Source organism: Brevibacterium sp. W7.2 (genome assembly GCF_018137945.1).
GTDB lineage: Bacteria > Actinomycetota > Actinomycetes > Actinomycetales > Brevibacteriaceae > Brevibacterium > Brevibacterium sanguinis.
Genome location: NZ_CP073089.1, coordinates 829,050 through 843,473, shown reverse-complemented (window position 1 = coordinate 843,473; position 14,424 = coordinate 829,050). Strand labels below are relative to the sequence as shown.

Below are 14,424 nucleotides of genomic sequence, written 5' to 3'. Positions count from 1 at the left end.
CTCACCGGCGGAGCACCTCAACCCAGCTGTTTGACGAGGACGACGAATTCGAGATCGTCGACCTTGGGCACCCCGAAGCGCTCGTCGCCGTAGGGGAAGGGCTCGGTCTCACCGGTGCGGACGTAGCCGCGGCGCTCGTAGTAGGCGATGAGTTCGCAGCGCTTGTTGATGACGCTCATCTGCAGCGCGGTCGCACCCCAGCGTTCGGCCACCCACGCCTCGGCGAGGTTGATGAGCGCGGACCCGACGCCCTGCCCCTGGCCGAGCGGGGACACCGCGAGCACGCCGAGGTAGGCGACGCCGTCGACGGGCTGCCGCAGGTAGACGCTGCCGACGGCCTGACCGTCGCGGGCGCGCACGAGGAGCATCGTCGAATCCGCCTCGGCGAGCATCTCCCTGGCCATCGCGGCGTCGAGGCGCTGGCCGCTGAGGAGATCGGCTTCGGACGTCCACCCCTGTTTCGAGGCCTCCCCACGGTAGGCGGAGGCGACGAGCGCGACGTAGTCGTCGATGTCGGCCTCGCCGAGGAATCCGACGGTGAATCCCGATTCGCTGAGGATGAGCTCGTAGCCATCGATGAGGGTGGCCGGGGTCTGCGAGGTCATGTGGGGACTGCTCCTTGCTGCGGCGGCGAGCGGGGAGCATCGCCGGGGTGTCGACTGCGCTTCCCAGGTTAGTCGGTAGGCTCGGGTTGAGGACACAGCGCCCTCCCCTCACCGCGGCCCACCCGCGGAGGGGTCCACCGCAGAGAGCAGGAGCAGCCATGGACGTCGACATCGACGGCGAGACCTACACCATCGCCCATGACCCCGACCAGTCGCGCTTCACCGTCACCCATGACGGCACGGTCATCGGCACCGCGGACTATGTCGACACCGATGCCACCGAGGCGGGGGTGCCCACCGTGCGGACCTTCACCCACACGATCGTCGACCCCGCGTACGGCGGGCGGGGCATCGCCGCGAAGCTCGTGCGGTTCGCCCTCGAATCCACCACCGAGGCGGACCTGCGGTTCCGCACGACGTGCTCGTACGTCATGGGCTTCCTCGAGAAGAACCACGAGTTCGACGCTTCGCTCGCGTAAGCTCGTTCAGCTCTCGTCGAGGCGACCTGACTCCGCGTTGCCCCGAGGTGCGGGGCGAGGAACTCCGCGGCCCGCACATCCTGCGGGCGCGCCGTCCCGCGCTCAGGCAACCGGTGACGCGACCGCCTCGGCGGGACGGCGCACCGGGACGAAGCGCAGCACATAGGCGACCCAGAGGGTGGCGGCGACGATGACCCCCATGAGGATCGTCCAGAACACCAGGGGCTCGGCGACGACGAGCCGGGGGATCTCCCGGGTGGGGATGATGACGGCGAACAGCCCTGCTGTGACCGCGCCCAGCCACGAGCCGATCATGTTGAACGCGTGGGTGCGGACATGGCCGCGGCGGATCATGATGACCCCGAGGGTCGTGGTGAAGAACGTGAAGATCGCCAGGGCGTGGAAGAACGTGAACCCGCCGGTGATCGAGTAGATGAACATCCCGCTCACGCACACGAAGTACATGAGGACGACCCACGAGCGGCCGATGGCCTTGTGGCGCTGATCCTTCGGTCGCCGCAGCACCTGCACCGGTGCGAGCAGGACGACACCCGTGGCGGCAATGGCATGGATGGCGATGAGCAGCGTGTCCATGGACTTAAGATAGTGCCGCTATCCAAAGTGTGGCAACGTGGATAGTGCCGGGGCTCTCAGCTATCCGAGGGCGTCGGCTGTCCGGGGCTCTGGTTCTCCGCGCCTCGACGGCCCGGGCCCGCAACTCGGGCCCGCAACTCGAGCATGACGGCTCAGGCGTGACGGCCCGGGAAGTTCCGGCCGTGGATATCGAAGGAGCGCGATGAAGCTGAGCGAACTCGCCCGACGCACCGAGGTGTCGCCGGCGAGCATCAAGTACTACCTCCGCCTCGGCGTGCTCAATCCCGGACTCAAGCGCAACGCGACGACGGCGACCTACACCGAGGCCCACGTCCACCGGCTCGCCCTGATCACGTGGCTGCGACGCGAGCTCGACCTCCCGCTGGCCGCGATCACCGACCTGACCTCGGCGATCGACGATGAGACGGTGAGCAACCTCGAACTCATGGGTCTCTGCCAGCGCACGGCCAACCACCCCGGCGTCGCGGACACCGTCGGAACCGACGCCGCTGACCCACCCGTCTCCGACACTCGATCAAGCTCCGAGCAGCCGCCTCGGGGAGACGCTGACGACAGCGACGCCGCTGTCCGCAGCGCTCTTGCCGCGCTCGACTGGCCGGACGTCTCCCCCACCTCGCGCACCGCCGTCGCCACGGCGCTGGCCGACCTCGCCGCTGCCGGATACACCGTCGATGCCGACACCGTGCTCCTCCACGCGCGGGCGCTCGAGGAGATCGCCCGGACCAATACGCTGCCGATCAGCGACGACCTGACCCGCGACGAGATCGCCCTGGCGGTCATCCGCGGCATCACCCTCCACAATCGCCTGCTCGTCTCGATGAGCGGACTCGTCCATGCGGCGATGTCCGCACAGGCGCGGAGGCAGGGCGGCTGACGCTCTCACTCTGCGAAATCCGCATCGATTCCACGGTGGGCGACCCGTACACTGAACGAGGCATCGGGCGCTCCCGTGCCCGGAAGTCTCGAGACAACAACCAAGGGAGGATCAGTCGTGGACATCACGCCGATCATCGACAAGCTCAACACCGGACTGTTCATCAACGGACAGTGGCGTGATGCCGAGGACGGAAAGACCATCGACGTCATCAATCCCGCGACCGGTGACGTCATCACCACCGTGGCCGACGGTTCGGCCGCTGACGCCGAGGCGGCCATCAAGGCAGCCGGCGACGCGCAGGCTGATTGGGCGGCCACCGCCCCGCGCGAGCGCGCCGAGATCCTGCGCCGCGCCTTCGAACTCCTCATCGAGCGCTCCGACGACATCGCCGCCGTCATGACCGCCGAGATGGGCAAGCCGTTCGCCGAGTCGAAGGGCGAAGTCGCCTACGGCGCGGAGTTCTTCCGCTGGTTCTCCGAGGAGGCTGTGCGCATCTCGGGTGACTTCACGCTCTCGACCGACGGCAAGAACCGTCTGATGATCTCGCGTGAGCCGGTCGGACCGTGCGTGCTCATCACGCCGTGGAACTTCCCGCTGGCCATGGGCACGCGCAAGATCGGTCCGGCGATCGCCGCCGGCTGCACGATGGTCTTCAAGCCCGCGAAGCTCACCCCGCTGACCTCGCTCATGCTCGTCGACGTCCTCAAGGAAGCCGGTCTGCCCGACGGCGTCCTCAACGTCGTCACCTCGGAGTCGGCGCGTCGCGTCGTCACCCCGTGGATGGAGTCCGGCATCGCCCGCAAGGTCACCTTCACCGGGTCGACCGAGGTCGGCATCGGTCTGCTCAAGCAGGCCGCCGACAATGTCATGAAGTCCTCGATGGAGCTCGGCGGCAACGCCCCGTTCGTCGTCCTCGAGGACGCCGATCTCGACAAGGCCGTCGAAGGCGCGGTGCTCGCGAAGATGCGCAACGGCGGCGAGGCCTGCACGGCCGCCAACCGCCTCTTCGTCCACTCCTCGATCGCCGATGAGTTCTCGACGAAGCTCGCCGAGCGCATCGGGTCGATGAAGGTCGGCAACGGCCTCGAGGACGGCACCGAGGTGGGCCCGCTTGTCGACCAGGAGTCCCTGGACAAGGTCGCCGCCCTCGTCGACGACGCCGTGTCGAATGGTGCCACGGTCATCTCCGGCGGTGCGAAGATCGACGGCCCCGGCTTCTTCTTCGATCCGACGGTCATCACGAACGTTCCGGAGAACGCGGAGATCCGCACGACGGAGATCTTCGGACCTGTCGCCCCGATCGTCACGTTCGACACCGACGAGCAGGCCGTGGCGCTGGCCAATGAGACCGAGTACGGCCTCGCCGGCTACCTGTTCAGCGAGAACATCAACCGTGCCCTGAGCATGGCCGAGAAGCTCGAGGTCGGCATGATCGGCCTCAACACCGGTCTCGTCTCGAACCCGGCCGCACCCTTCGGCGGCGTGAAGATGTCGGGTCTCGGTCGCGAGGGCGGCCGCGTCGGCATCGACGAGTACCTCGAGCTCAAGTACGTCGCCACTCCGCGTTCCTGAGCGCATCGCACCGTCCGGGGTCCCGTGACGGTGCGAAGGACCGTCACCGAGGCGGCCGGCACTTCCCGTGTCGGCCGCCTCTGTGATTTCGGCTGGGGTCGCCCTAGACTCGGTGACCGTGAGCACTGCGAGGAAGCCCGACGGTCAGACGAGGAGCGGATCGGCGCTCACCACCGCCACCAGCAGGCACGGCCCAGCACGATGATCCTCTCCAAGGACCGCGACCCGCGGCTCATCACGGTTCGTCGCGGCGGCACCCTCACCGACGACGACCATCGCCTCCTCGCCCTCTGGGCGGCCGACTGCGCTGAGCACGCCCTCCCGCTCTTCGAGGCGGCCGTCGTCGATGATCGGCGTCCGCGCGACGCGATCGCCGCCGCACGGGCATGGGCAAGCGGAGAGATGCCGATGATGACGGCACGCGCCCTCGGCGGTCACGCGATGGGGGCGGCCCGCCCGCTCACCGGCGCACCCCGATTCGCCGCCTACGCCGCCGGTCAGGCCGCCTGCGTGGGACACGTCGCCGAGCACGATCTCGGCGCGGCCGCCTATGCGATCAAGGCCGTCGCCGCGGCAGCCCCGAATGATCCGGCCGCCGGCAGCAAGGAGCGGGAATGGCAGCGCAGCCGACTGCCGGTCGCCGTCCGCGACCTCGTCCTCGAGGACCAGGAGCGCCGCAATGCCCTCTGCTGGGGCGTCTTCTCCGACTGACTCAGCCCCCAGCGCCAGGCGACCCCGCAAGCAACGGCGGTGCCGCCGCGGGGACCTGCCTGCCGTCAGGCCGAACACTGCTCCAGTTTCGCTTGACCGTTTCGAGCTTCGTCGACAGCCGAACGTCCGATATTCCCTCGAGCTTCCCGAGGTCCTCTGTGACGAACTCATAGAGTGCGGTCTCATTGGCGACATTGGCTTGGACCGCGACAGCGACTGCTCCGGCCGTCATTGACGCCGTCCGCACGTTCGGGTGCTGTCCGAGCACTGCAACGAGGTCAGCGACCGCAGAGGGTGCACAGCTGATCTGCGCAAAGACCTCAACCGGATACCCGAGAAGGCCAGGCTCGACGTCGATCCGCGGTCGCACGAGGCCGCTGCTCAACATCGTCTCAAGTGCACGGGCAGCGGTGACCCGGGTGATATCGAGTTCGTCGGCGATCTGGACGGCAGTGATACGACCGTTGGCGACGAGCTGATCGACGACTCCCAGCTCGGTGCGCCGAAGCTGTCCCTCCTGCTCACCGCTGCCGGCAGCATCCCACCGTCCTCCGAGGAGATCGATCTGCCCATCGCTGAGGATGCCCGGCACTGTCCAGTCAGCACTGCGCGAGGAGCTGGCGAGGATCCCGTGTGAGGAGATGCGCTCGACTCCCGGAATCTGCGGGATGACATCGAGCACGAGCTCGGAGATGTCACCGTCGGCCCGGGGATGGAGCAAGCACCTGATGTTCGCCTCACCCGTGACGATGTAGACCGATTGCGCCTCAGGCAGCTCGGCCAGCGCGGATGCCGCGTCGCGGATCTGCGCGGGAGCCACCTGCACCCAGAGCACACTGGGATGGCCGGATCCGCGGATCGACCAGCTCACGGACGCCGTGACACGGATGAGCGCGTCGTCGATGAGGCGAGACAGACGTCGACTCACCGTGCTCGGTGAGATCGTCAGCACGTCGGAAAGCGTGTTGAGCGACGCCCGGGGCGAATGCTGCAGGGCGGCGACGAGGGAGATGTCGAGAGCATCGAGTGGTTGCACTGAACCACTATATCCTTTGCCATGATCCAATACGGCATTGCCAAAAATGTTACACATCATGCACACTGTTCCTGTCAGATGAACATAATCACAATTCGGAGAATCGAATGTCCACACTTTCACCGGCGAGCGTGACGAAGGAGTCGCGGTTCTCGACGGGAGTTCTCAAGGTCCTCGAAACCGTCGATCGGATCGGCAATAAGCTTCCGCATCCATTCTGGATCTTCGTCGGACTTGCCGTCATCGTCGCCGTCCTCAGCGCAGTCCTCTCCGCCCTCGGGGTCACCGCAGAGAATCCGGCGGACGGTGAGACGCTCGCCGTGCAGAACCTGCTGTCCTTCGCCGGCGTGCAGATGATGCTCGGCGACGCCATCAGCAACTTCGTCACCTTCCCGCCTCTCGGCCTCATCATCGTCGTCGCACTCGGCGTGTCCATCGCCGATGCCTCCGGACTGCTGCAGGCGATGATGCGCGGAATGCTCGCTCGAGTCTCCCCGCGCTACGTCACCTTCACCATCGCCATCACCGCCATGGTCGCTCAGGTCGCCTCAGATGCGGCATTCGCCGTGATGATCCCCTTGGCGATGATCGCGTACCGCGCCGTTGGTCGCAGTCCCATCATCGGTGCGGTCGTCGCGTACGTGTCCGTGGGCGGCGCCAGCAGCATCGGCCTGCTCCCCACAGGCAGCGATGCCGTCTTCGCCGGAATCTCGACCGCAGCAGCGCAGACGATCGACCCCGGCTATTCGGTGAGCCCTCTCGCCAACTACTACTTCTCAGCCGCATCATCCCTCGTCCTCGCGGTCTCGATCACCGTCGTCGTCGAACTCGTCGTCTCCAAGCGGGTCGCTGCGATGGAGGCCGAGGAGCCCTCGGTCGATGCCGAACCGCTGCCGAACATGAAGCTCAACTCGTCCGAACGTCGCGGTCTCGTCACTGCCGGCATCGGTGCTCTGATCTTCTTCACACTTGTGGTCCTCGCAGTCCTCCCCTCAGGCTCGCCGCTGCGCGGCGAGAACGGTTCGGTCCTCGACTCTCCCCTCATGGACAATATGGCCGTCTTCATGATGCTCTTCTTCGCAACCGTCGGCATCTGCTACGGCGTCGCCGAAGGGTCGATCACCTCGGTGAGCCAGATTCCCGCGCTGATGGTTCCTGGCGTGCGCGAACTCGTGCCGGTGATGGTCCTCTTCTTCGCCGCAGCCCAGTTCCTTGCGTACTTCAAATGGACGAACATCGGAGCGATCCTGTCGATCAAGGGGGCCGGCCTGCTCGATTCACTCGGCGCATCCCCCATCCCCATCTTCATCGCCGCAGTCCTGCTCATCAGCTGCATGAACCTCGTCCTCACCAGCGGATCGGCGATGTACGCGTTCGTCGCTCCGGTTCTCGTTCCGATGCTCATGCTGCTCGACATCGCTCCGGAGACGACACAGGCTGTCTTCCGCATCGCCGATGCTCCGACGAACAGTCTCACCCCGATGAGTCCGTACTTCGTCATGGCACTGGGATTCCTGCGGACCCACCGACCCAAGGCAGGCATCGGGACGCTGATGTCACTGGTTCTGCCCATCGCAGTGGTCAATCTCTTCGTCTGGCTGGGGCTGTTCATCATCTGGTACCTGCTCGGTCTGCCTCTTGGACCGGGGGTGGGAGTCCAGTGACCGCATTCGCAGACCGCCTTCCTCTGCTGCGCGCCGAGGCAGCCGCCGAGCACGCCGCGACACTGACCGATCTGCAGCGCTTGGTCGAACGGGAGTCTCCGAGCTCTGACCTGCCGTCGCTGCGCGCCTTCGCCGATCAGCTTCTCGAATGGGTGAGTGAAGTGCTCGGCCCTCTCGGTCGCGCCGAACGTGTGGATCACTCTGAGCACGGTCCGACCCTCGTCATCGAGGTGCCCGGTTCGATTCCCGGCCGAGTGGTCGTCGTCGGCCACTACGACACCGTGTGGCCGCTCGGGACCCTCGATTCCATCCCGTTCTCCGTCGATGAGGGCATCGTGCGAGGGCCCGGAGTACTCGATATGAAAGCCGGCCTTGTCACAGGAGTCCGCGCGCTCAGATTCGCCCAACGACATGGCTTGCCGCATCCGACCGTCACCTTCGTCTTCAACGGGGATGAGGAGCTCGGCAGCCGAGCATCCCGACCGATCATCGAGCGCGAAGCGGCGGGAGCGCTAGCAGGCCTGGTTCTCGAGCCCGGCGTCGATTGGGACCTCAAAGTCGAACGCAAGGGGGTGGGTGTCTTCACGATCCGCGCGACCGGCGTCGAATCCCATTCGGGCAATGACCCAGCCGGCGGAGCCAGCGCCATCAATGCTCTTGCCGAGGTCATCCTCCAATTGAGTGCGGGTTCGGACTACGAAGCCGGCACAAGTCTCAATGTCGGTCTGATCCGCGGCGGCAGTGCGCGCAATGTCATCGCGGGATCTGCCGAAGCCGAGGTGGACGTGCGAGTGACGACGGCCGCCGAAGCCGAACGCATCGACGCGCTGCTCTCGTCGCTCATCATCACGGATGAGCGGGTGGCATTGAGCGTGGACGGTGGGTGGAACCGCCCGCCGATGACCGTCACCAGCGCCAGCACCGAACTCATCGCAGGCGTTCAGCACGCGGCGGAGAAGGTGCGATCACGGCTGGGTCTGCGCGCGGTCGGAGGAGGCAGCGACGCCAACTTCATCTCGGCGATGGGCATTCCTGTGCTCGATGGCCTTGGTGCCAGTGGCAACGGGCCACACGCGCGATCCGAACACGTCATCGAAGATGACATCGACGACCGGATTCTCCTCCTGACTGGGATCCTCACGACAGCGTTCACCCCCTCGGACCTGGACGTGGGAGATCTCGATCGCCGCTCTGACAGCGAGTCCGCGCGTCTCGCTGGTGTCAGGGCAGCGACCACCCCACCGCTCTGACATACCGCGACAGACGCGAACAGCCCCACCGATCGGTGGGGCTGTTCGTGCGTCGGCGCCGGTCGGTCAGCCGACTCGCTGCATCATCCTCGGCTCAGGCGCGGCGGCGGGCGAGCACGTCGTTGACGGCGTCGAGCGCCGGAGCCTTCGTGGCCCTGATCGCCTTGCGGCCGTGCTCGAGCGGGCTGTCATCCCGTGCGGAGTCGCTGAGCTCGTTGCGGTAGCCGAGCTCTTCGGCGAACTGCGCGGCGATGTCCTCGCGGCTGCGGGCCTCGGTCTCGTACGAACTCGCGTCCGCGGCCTTCGCCGCGGGCACAGTGTGCTCGGCTTCGGGGGCATCGACATAGCTCGGCACGGGCAGCGGCGTCGGCGACCATCCGCCGCGGGCCATGAGGCGCTGCTGGAACGGGTCGGTGACCGCCGGAGCCGCCTCCTTCGCCTGCGGGGCGCGTGCCGGTTCGGGAGCCGCCTCGGCGAGGTCATCGGCCACCCCGGTCGCGGTCACCGCATCGGACTCTGCAGACGTTCCGGTCGACGCGGAATCCGCCTTCGCTTCCTCCTGCTCGGCGGGAGCTGCGGTGGCCTCGTCGATGACGGGGATCGGTCCGGTGAGGAGGATCTGGCGGGTCGTGTGCCCCTCGGCGGCCTCGCTGCGGATGTGGACGATCGGGATCTCCCCGGTGACGGCTTCCTCACGGGCGTACTTCGCCGTGGCGCTGCGCTGCATGACCGCACGGGCGCGAGCGGCCTTCGCGGCAGCGGCCGGCGCGCTCGACTCGGCGGAATCCGAGACCGCCTGGGCGGGGGCTTCCGCGACCGCAATGGACTCGCCACCGCGAGCCGATGTCGTGCCGAGGCTGCGGAGCTGGCGCTTGATGTCGCGCTTGCGCAGATTGAGGGTCCGCACGATGAAGAGCGAGACGACCGCGAGGCCTGCGAACACTCCGATGAGAGCCGGGTGGACGACGGAGACGAGAGCGAGGACACCGGTGACGAGAATGCCGAGCACGGAGGCGAGGAAGACGAGCGCGAATCCGCGGACCATCGTTCCGGTCGACCGCAGGGATTCGCGCAGTCGGGCAGCACTCTCAGTCATCGCAGGGTCCTCTGTGTCTCGGGCGGTCGGTTCGGGTGTCGCAGGACCGGGCGCGGGCGTCTGTGCGCGCGCCGCGGTCGTCGCGGGCCGGTCAGCCTCTCCCCCGCGAGAGCGAGGCGGCTGGGTTCGGCCCGCGGAAGTCGGTGGCTGCGGACCTCGGGGCGTCTCGCCGAGGCGGCCCGTGCCACCGCTCACCGAGTTCGTCGGTCCCGACGCTGCCTGGTTGAAGACGGCGCGCACCGCGGGGTGCAGCGGACGGATGTCGGCGTCGTGCGCGGGAGCGTGCCCGGCGGCGACGAACGTCGACGCGGACTCGCCGACGGCGACGGGCAGCTGCCGGGGCTCTGCGCTCTGGTCGTCGGGCGCGACCACCTCGGGGCGGGACTCACCCTCTCCGTCGATGACGGCGAGTTCCGGGGTCTGCGCGGACAGCCGCAGGCTGGGAACCGTGTCGGCGGGGGTGTGACCGATGCGCGGCACGGATGGCTGGGCCGCCTCGGTGCGGAAGACGGTGACGCGTTCTGCCTGGTCACGGCAGGGATTCTGGGACTCGGCAGGGACCACCCGGGCATCATCGGGGACACGGTCGAGGTCGACGCGGGAGATCTCGGTGGCCGAGCGGCGGATCAGTGCGGGCACGACGACGACGAAGACCACGGCGATGGCGATGACGACGATGATGCTGGTGTCCACACTGCAAACCCTAGAGGTCACGATTGGACAACGTCGTGAACGAGAGTGGTGTGTCGGTCAATCCGCCAGGAAGTTCACACGATTCGGTTCAGGCCCTGCTCACACCGGGTCCGCCGTGGCCTCCGCCGGTGCCGTGTCGGAAGGCTGCGAGGATGCCGTGGGGGACGTCCTCGACGGTGAGCGCGAACGTCCGGTGATCGCTCCACCGCCCGTCGATGTGCATGTAGTTGCGCCGCAGGCCCTCGTCGCGGAAGCCGAGCTTCTCGACGACGCGCAGGCTCGCCGCGTTCTCCGGGCGGATGTTGATCTCGATGCGATGGAGGCCGAGGGAAAAGAGGCAGTGGTCGGTGGCCATCGCCACCGCGAGCGGGGTGATTCCGCGGCCGGCGACGCGGGAGTCGATCCAGTAGCCGATCTGCCCGCTGAGGATCGACCCCCACGTGATCCCGGAGACGGTGAGCTGCCCGCGGAACTCACCGGCGACCTCGATGGCGAAGGGGACGGACTGACCGCGCTTGGCCTGCTTGTCATACATCCGCACCATCGACCGGAAGCTCGGCGTCTCCTGGCCGGGCACCGGCAGCGTCGCATCCCAGGGGCGCAGCCAGTCGCGGTTGAAGGCGCGGACCTCACGCCATGCGGACTCGTCGCCGCGACGCAGGGGTCGCAGCGTCACCGCGGCCGTGGTGTCGCGCAGCTCGATCGGCCACACCGGGCCGTCACCGATCACCAGGGCCTCCGGGAGCCGCCGGATTCACCGCGACCTCTGCGGTCACAGCGACCACTGCGGTCACCGGGACCTGCAGGGTCACCGGGAGGCCGGCCCGCGGCGCGGCACGCTGTCGCATCGGTGGTCAGTCGAGATCCGCCACGTACTCTTTGAGCCAGCCCTTGAGGTCGTCGCCGAGATCGTCGCGCGAGCACGCGATCTGCACAACTGCCTTGAGGTAGTCGAGCTTGTCACCGGTGTCGTAGCGGTCACCGCTGAAGACGACGCCGTAGACGCCGTGGCTCGCGGGGTCCCCGGCCAGGGTCTGAAGGGCGTCGGTGAGCTGGATCTCGTTGCCACGGCCGGGCTCCGTCGTCTCGAGGACGTCGAAGATCTCCGGCGCGAGGACGTAGCGCCCGATGATCGCGAGGTTCGACGGCGCCTCCTCCCGGGCGGGCTTCTCGACGAGGCCGGTGATCTTGACGACCTCGTCGTCATCGGTCTGTTCGACGGCGGCGCAGCCGTAGAGGTGGATGAGCTCCGGCGGGACCTCCATGAGGGCGACGACGCTGCCGCCGGTCGATTCGGCGACGTCGATCATCTTCGGCAGGATCGGGCTGCGCTCGTCGATGAGGTCGTCACCGAGGAGGACGGCGAACGGCTCGTCGCCGACATGCTGGCGTCCCTTGAGCACGGCGTGGCCGAGTCCCTTGGGGTCGCCCTGGCGCACGTAGTGGATGTCGGCGAGCTCCGAGGAGTGGCGAACGGCGGCGAGCTTCTTGTCGTCGCCCTTCTTCGCCAGCGCGGCTTCGAGTCCGTCGACCCGGTCGAAGTGGTCCTCGAGGGGCCGCTTGTTGCGTCCGGTGATCATGAGGACGTCCTCGAGGCCGGCGGACACGGCTTCTTCGACGACGTACTGGATCGCCGGCTTGTCGACGACGGGCAGCATCTCCTTGGGGGTGGCCTTGGTGGCGGGGAGGAATCGAGTTCCGAGGCCGGCGACGGGGATGACGGCCTTGCGAACTGTGCTGTGGGATTGATCGCTCATGACGTTCATCTTAACCAGTCCTCACCCACCGGTTACGCTGAAGGGCGTGGATCCTGAGACATCGAAGGCGCGTCTGCGCGCGCTCGTGCGGGCGCGCCGGGCCGAGCGAGCAGAGCTGTCCCGCGCGTCGTCCCGGCCGGATGAGCCGACGATCGCAGCGGCCCTCACCGAGGCGGTCGCCCGCATGTGGCCCGGTGATGACCTCACCGGGCGCACCGTCGTCGCCTATGCGGGCCTGCCCGGCGAACCCGATCTCGATCCGGCGCTCGATGACCTGTTGCGCCGAGGGGCGCGCGTCGTCCTGCCCATCGTCACCCGCCTCGGTGAGCCACTGCGGTTCGGTGAGGTGAGCGCAGCGATGAGCACGCTGCGGCCGCAGGGCCGCTGGGGGATCCGGGAACCGGCCGCCCAGTGGAGCGCCACCGCTCTCCTCGCCGAGGCGGTCCCCGACCTCATCCTCGTCCCCGCCCTCGGATTCGGGCCCGGCGGAGCCCGCCTCGGCAACGGCGGAGGATTCTACGACCGGACGTTCGGGCCGTTCGGGGAAGCGCCCCTCGACCACGGGCAGAGCCCCCGTACCGCACGGGGCCCGCGGGTCGTCGGCGTCTGCTTCGCCGACGAGACGGATCTGCCCGGGCTCACCGTCGAACCGTGGGATCTGCGCATCGGCGAGATCCTCACCGAGGACGGACTGGAGTGGCTCTCCGCGGAGAAATAAACGCCCACTTATACGTGTTGACCTGTGGACAGCCCGTGCGCACCGCGGCGCGACACCGCCGATGCCCGGCCCCGTGGACTATAATCCTTACGTCGAAGAAAGGTTCCGAATGCCCGTCTATTCCTACGCATGCAAGAGCTGCGGTCACAAGTTCGATATCCACCAGGACTTCAGCGATGACTCGCTCACGATCTGCCCCGAATGCCAGGGACAGCTGAAGAAGGTCTTCGGCACCGTGGGAATCAGCTTCAAGGGCTCGGGATTCTACGCCACCGACTCCCGCAACAGCTCCTCGAGCTCGCTCTCCCCCTCGCACAAGGATTCCTCGGCAGGCGGCTCCTCCGACTCCTCGAAGACCGCGTCGTCGACAGCAGGCTCCTCGACGTCCGATTCGACTTCTGCGAAGAAGGTGGGCGCGAGCTCCTCGTCGGGTACCTGATCCCGCCCACTCGCGTGCAGTCCCCTGGGGACGCCGCCATCACTCATGTTCAACTCCCCTGTGGATGCCCACCGCGCATCCACAGGGGAGTCGTCGTCTGTTGACCTCACCGATGCCGCAGGCGCATCGTGGCCACCATGACGCTCATCGAACGCATCAGGCGGCGACTGCCCTCGCCGGCAGCCGGGACGAGGGTTCGGCCGCGCCGACTCCTCGCGGCCGCCTGCATCGCCGGTGCGTGCGCACTGCTCGCCTGGCTCCTCACTCCGGCACAGGGTGACACCCCGGTCGTTGTGGCCGCCGCGGACCTCGCGCCGGGGACTCAGCTCACCGCCGCCGATCTCACTCTCGTCGACTATCCCCGCGACTTCGTCCCGAGCAAGGCGTTCTCCTCGATCGAAAAGGCCGTGGACAAACGGACCTCGGCCGGCGTGTCCGAAGGGTCCCCGCTCACCGCCTCGGCGGTGCTCGACCAACAGGCGCTGCCGGCGGGGAGCACCGATCTCATCATGCCCATCCGCCTCGCCGATGATGAGTCCGCGGGCCTGCTGCAACCGGGGCAGCGCATCCGCCTCTTCAGCTCACTCCCCGAGGGCGGATCGGAGGTCGTCGTCGAGGAGGTGACGATCGCGCGCCTCATCCGGAAGGAGAACGGCATCGCCGCGGAATCAGGCCAACTTGTCTCCGTAATACTGTCGCCCGACGACGCCGGACGGATAGCGGAATTCGCCGGTCTGCCGATCAGCTTTGCAATCCTCCCTCAGTGAATCGCGATTCTTCCGGCCGCGAACGCCTTTGTTGCACCGGTCACATTCATCGCCGACACCGGGATGTCGCGATTTGTTCGCATGTCTGCGCTGTTGGGATTCCTTGCTGGTGTGTACTACGTAACCGTCATTGAAAGATTAGAGT

General features: G+C 67.4%; 15 protein-coding genes. 9 read left to right on the top strand and 6 right to left on the bottom strand.

The annotated features are described in order from the left end of the window. Window positions 1-17: 17 nt before the first annotated feature. On the bottom strand, window positions 18-605 hold the full coding sequence (locus J9315_RS03670) for a GNAT family N-acetyltransferase (RefSeq protein WP_211978831.1): 588 nt from the start codon (window positions 603-605) through the stop codon (window positions 18-20). 158 nt (window positions 606-763) lie between these two features. On the opposite strand from J9315_RS03670, the gene J9315_RS03665 reads away from it, so the two are divergent. Continuing rightward, window positions 764-1,084, top strand: coding sequence for a GNAT family N-acetyltransferase (locus J9315_RS03665; RefSeq protein ID WP_211978830.1), 321 nt, complete (start codon window positions 764-766; stop codon window positions 1,082-1,084). Between the two features lie 102 nt (window positions 1,085-1,186). Here J9315_RS03665 and J9315_RS03660 read toward each other — a convergent pair whose 3' ends face one another. Then, on the bottom strand, window positions 1,187-1,678 hold the full coding sequence (locus J9315_RS03660; RefSeq protein ID WP_211978829.1) for a DUF2306 domain-containing protein: 492 nt from the start codon (window positions 1,676-1,678) through the stop codon (window positions 1,187-1,189). Window positions 1,679-1,880: 202 nt separating this feature from the next. Here J9315_RS03660 and J9315_RS03655 point away from each other — a divergent pair, with 202 nt between their 5' ends. The 3 genes from J9315_RS03655 (at window position 1,881) to J9315_RS03645 (ending at window position 4,859) form a co-directional block, all read left to right on the top strand. Continuing rightward, window positions 1,881-2,573: a MerR family transcriptional regulator gene (locus J9315_RS03655; protein ID WP_211978828.1), complete on the top strand. Its 693-nt coding sequence runs from the start codon at window positions 1,881-1,883 to the stop codon at window positions 2,571-2,573. Window positions 2,574-2,690: 117 nt separating this feature from the next. Beyond that, complete coding sequence (locus tag J9315_RS03650) at window positions 2,691-4,148, top strand: NAD-dependent succinate-semialdehyde dehydrogenase (RefSeq protein WP_198499543.1); 1,458 nt, start codon at window positions 2,691-2,693, stop codon at window positions 4,146-4,148. Between the two features lie 201 nt (window positions 4,149-4,349). Beyond that, window positions 4,350-4,859 (top strand): putative immunity protein, encoded by a 510-nt coding sequence (locus tag J9315_RS03645; RefSeq protein ID WP_211978827.1) that lies wholly within the window; start codon window positions 4,350-4,352, stop codon window positions 4,857-4,859. A gap of 1 nt (window position 4,860) precedes the next feature. Here the strand turns inward: J9315_RS03645 and J9315_RS03640 are convergent, their stop codons facing one another. After that, on the bottom strand, window positions 4,861-5,925 hold the full coding sequence (locus J9315_RS03640) for an Lrp/AsnC family transcriptional regulator (protein ID WP_211978826.1): 1,065 nt from the start codon (window positions 5,923-5,925) through the stop codon (window positions 4,861-4,863). A 77-nt stretch (window positions 5,926-6,002) separates the two neighbouring features. Here J9315_RS03640 and J9315_RS03635 point away from each other — a divergent pair, with 77 nt between their 5' ends. Both J9315_RS03635 and J9315_RS03630 read left to right on the top strand, forming a co-directional pair. After that, window positions 6,003-7,559, top strand: a complete 1,557-nt coding sequence (locus tag J9315_RS03635) for an AbgT family transporter (protein ID WP_211978825.1) — start codon at window positions 6,003-6,005, stop codon at window positions 7,557-7,559. A gap of 80 nt (window positions 7,560-7,639) precedes the next feature. Next, a complete protein-coding gene (locus J9315_RS03630; protein WP_249121017.1) occupies window positions 7,640-8,809 on the top strand; it encodes a M20 family metallopeptidase in 1,170 nt (389 codons plus the stop codon). Between the two features lie 94 nt (window positions 8,810-8,903). On the opposite strand, the gene J9315_RS03625 is transcribed toward J9315_RS03630, so the two are convergent. The 3 genes from J9315_RS03625 to galU all read right to left on the bottom strand — a co-directional run bounded on the left by J9315_RS03625 (window position 8,904) and on the right by galU (window position 12,355). Beyond that, complete coding sequence (locus tag J9315_RS03625) at window positions 8,904-10,598, bottom strand: hypothetical protein (protein ID WP_211978823.1); 1,695 nt, start codon at window positions 10,596-10,598, stop codon at window positions 8,904-8,906. Between the two features lie 88 nt (window positions 10,599-10,686). Further along, complete coding sequence (locus tag J9315_RS03620; RefSeq protein ID WP_211978822.1) at window positions 10,687-11,328, bottom strand: GNAT family protein; 642 nt, start codon at window positions 11,326-11,328, stop codon at window positions 10,687-10,689. Between the two features lie 124 nt (window positions 11,329-11,452). Continuing rightward, entirely contained in the window at window positions 11,453-12,355 is a 903-nt protein-coding gene (galU, locus tag J9315_RS03615) for a UTP--glucose-1-phosphate uridylyltransferase GalU (RefSeq protein ID WP_211978821.1), read from the bottom strand. Window positions 12,356-12,401: 46 nt separating this feature from the next. Here galU and J9315_RS03610 point away from each other — a divergent pair, with 46 nt between their 5' ends. The 3 genes from J9315_RS03610 to J9315_RS03600 all read left to right on the top strand — a co-directional run bounded on the left by J9315_RS03610 (window position 12,402) and on the right by J9315_RS03600 (window position 14,279). Then, window positions 12,402-13,073, top strand: coding sequence for a 5-formyltetrahydrofolate cyclo-ligase (locus J9315_RS03610; RefSeq protein WP_249121016.1), 672 nt, complete (start codon window positions 12,402-12,404; stop codon window positions 13,071-13,073). Between the two features lie 109 nt (window positions 13,074-13,182). Next, entirely contained in the window at window positions 13,183-13,512 is a 330-nt protein-coding gene (locus J9315_RS03605; protein ID WP_211978819.1) for an FmdB family zinc ribbon protein, read from the top strand. Between the two features lie 137 nt (window positions 13,513-13,649). Further along, a complete protein-coding gene (locus J9315_RS03600; protein WP_211978818.1) occupies window positions 13,650-14,279 on the top strand; it encodes an SAF domain-containing protein in 630 nt (209 codons plus the stop codon). Window positions 14,280-14,424 lie beyond the last annotated feature (145 nt).

What these genes read in the sequence shown, in the direction of transcription:
- J9315_RS03670 (WP_211978831.1), bottom strand. Translation starts at nt 605, where the DNA reads ATGACCTCGCAGACCCCGGCCACCCTCATCGATGGCTACGAGCTCATC.
- J9315_RS03665 (WP_211978830.1), top strand. Translation starts at nt 764, where the DNA reads ATGGACGTCGACATCGACGGCGAGACCTACACCATCGCCCATGACCCC.
- J9315_RS03660 (WP_211978829.1), bottom strand. Translation starts at nt 1,678, where the DNA reads ATGGACACGCTGCTCATCGCCATCCATGCCATTGCCGCCACGGGTGTC.
- J9315_RS03655 (WP_211978828.1), top strand. Translation starts at nt 1,881, where the DNA reads ATGAAGCTGAGCGAACTCGCCCGACGCACCGAGGTGTCGCCGGCGAGC.
- J9315_RS03645 (WP_211978827.1), top strand. Translation starts at nt 4,350, where the DNA reads ATGATCCTCTCCAAGGACCGCGACCCGCGGCTCATCACGGTTCGTCGC.
- J9315_RS03635 (WP_211978825.1), top strand. Translation starts at nt 6,003, where the DNA reads ATGTCCACACTTTCACCGGCGAGCGTGACGAAGGAGTCGCGGTTCTCG.
- galU (WP_211978821.1), bottom strand. Translation starts at nt 12,355, where the DNA reads ATGAGCGATCAATCCCACAGCACAGTTCGCAAGGCCGTCATCCCCGTC.
- J9315_RS03605 (WP_211978819.1), top strand. Translation starts at nt 13,183, where the DNA reads ATGCCCGTCTATTCCTACGCATGCAAGAGCTGCGGTCACAAGTTCGAT.
- J9315_RS03600 (WP_211978818.1), top strand. Translation starts at nt 13,650, where the DNA reads ATGACGCTCATCGAACGCATCAGGCGGCGACTGCCCTCGCCGGCAGCC.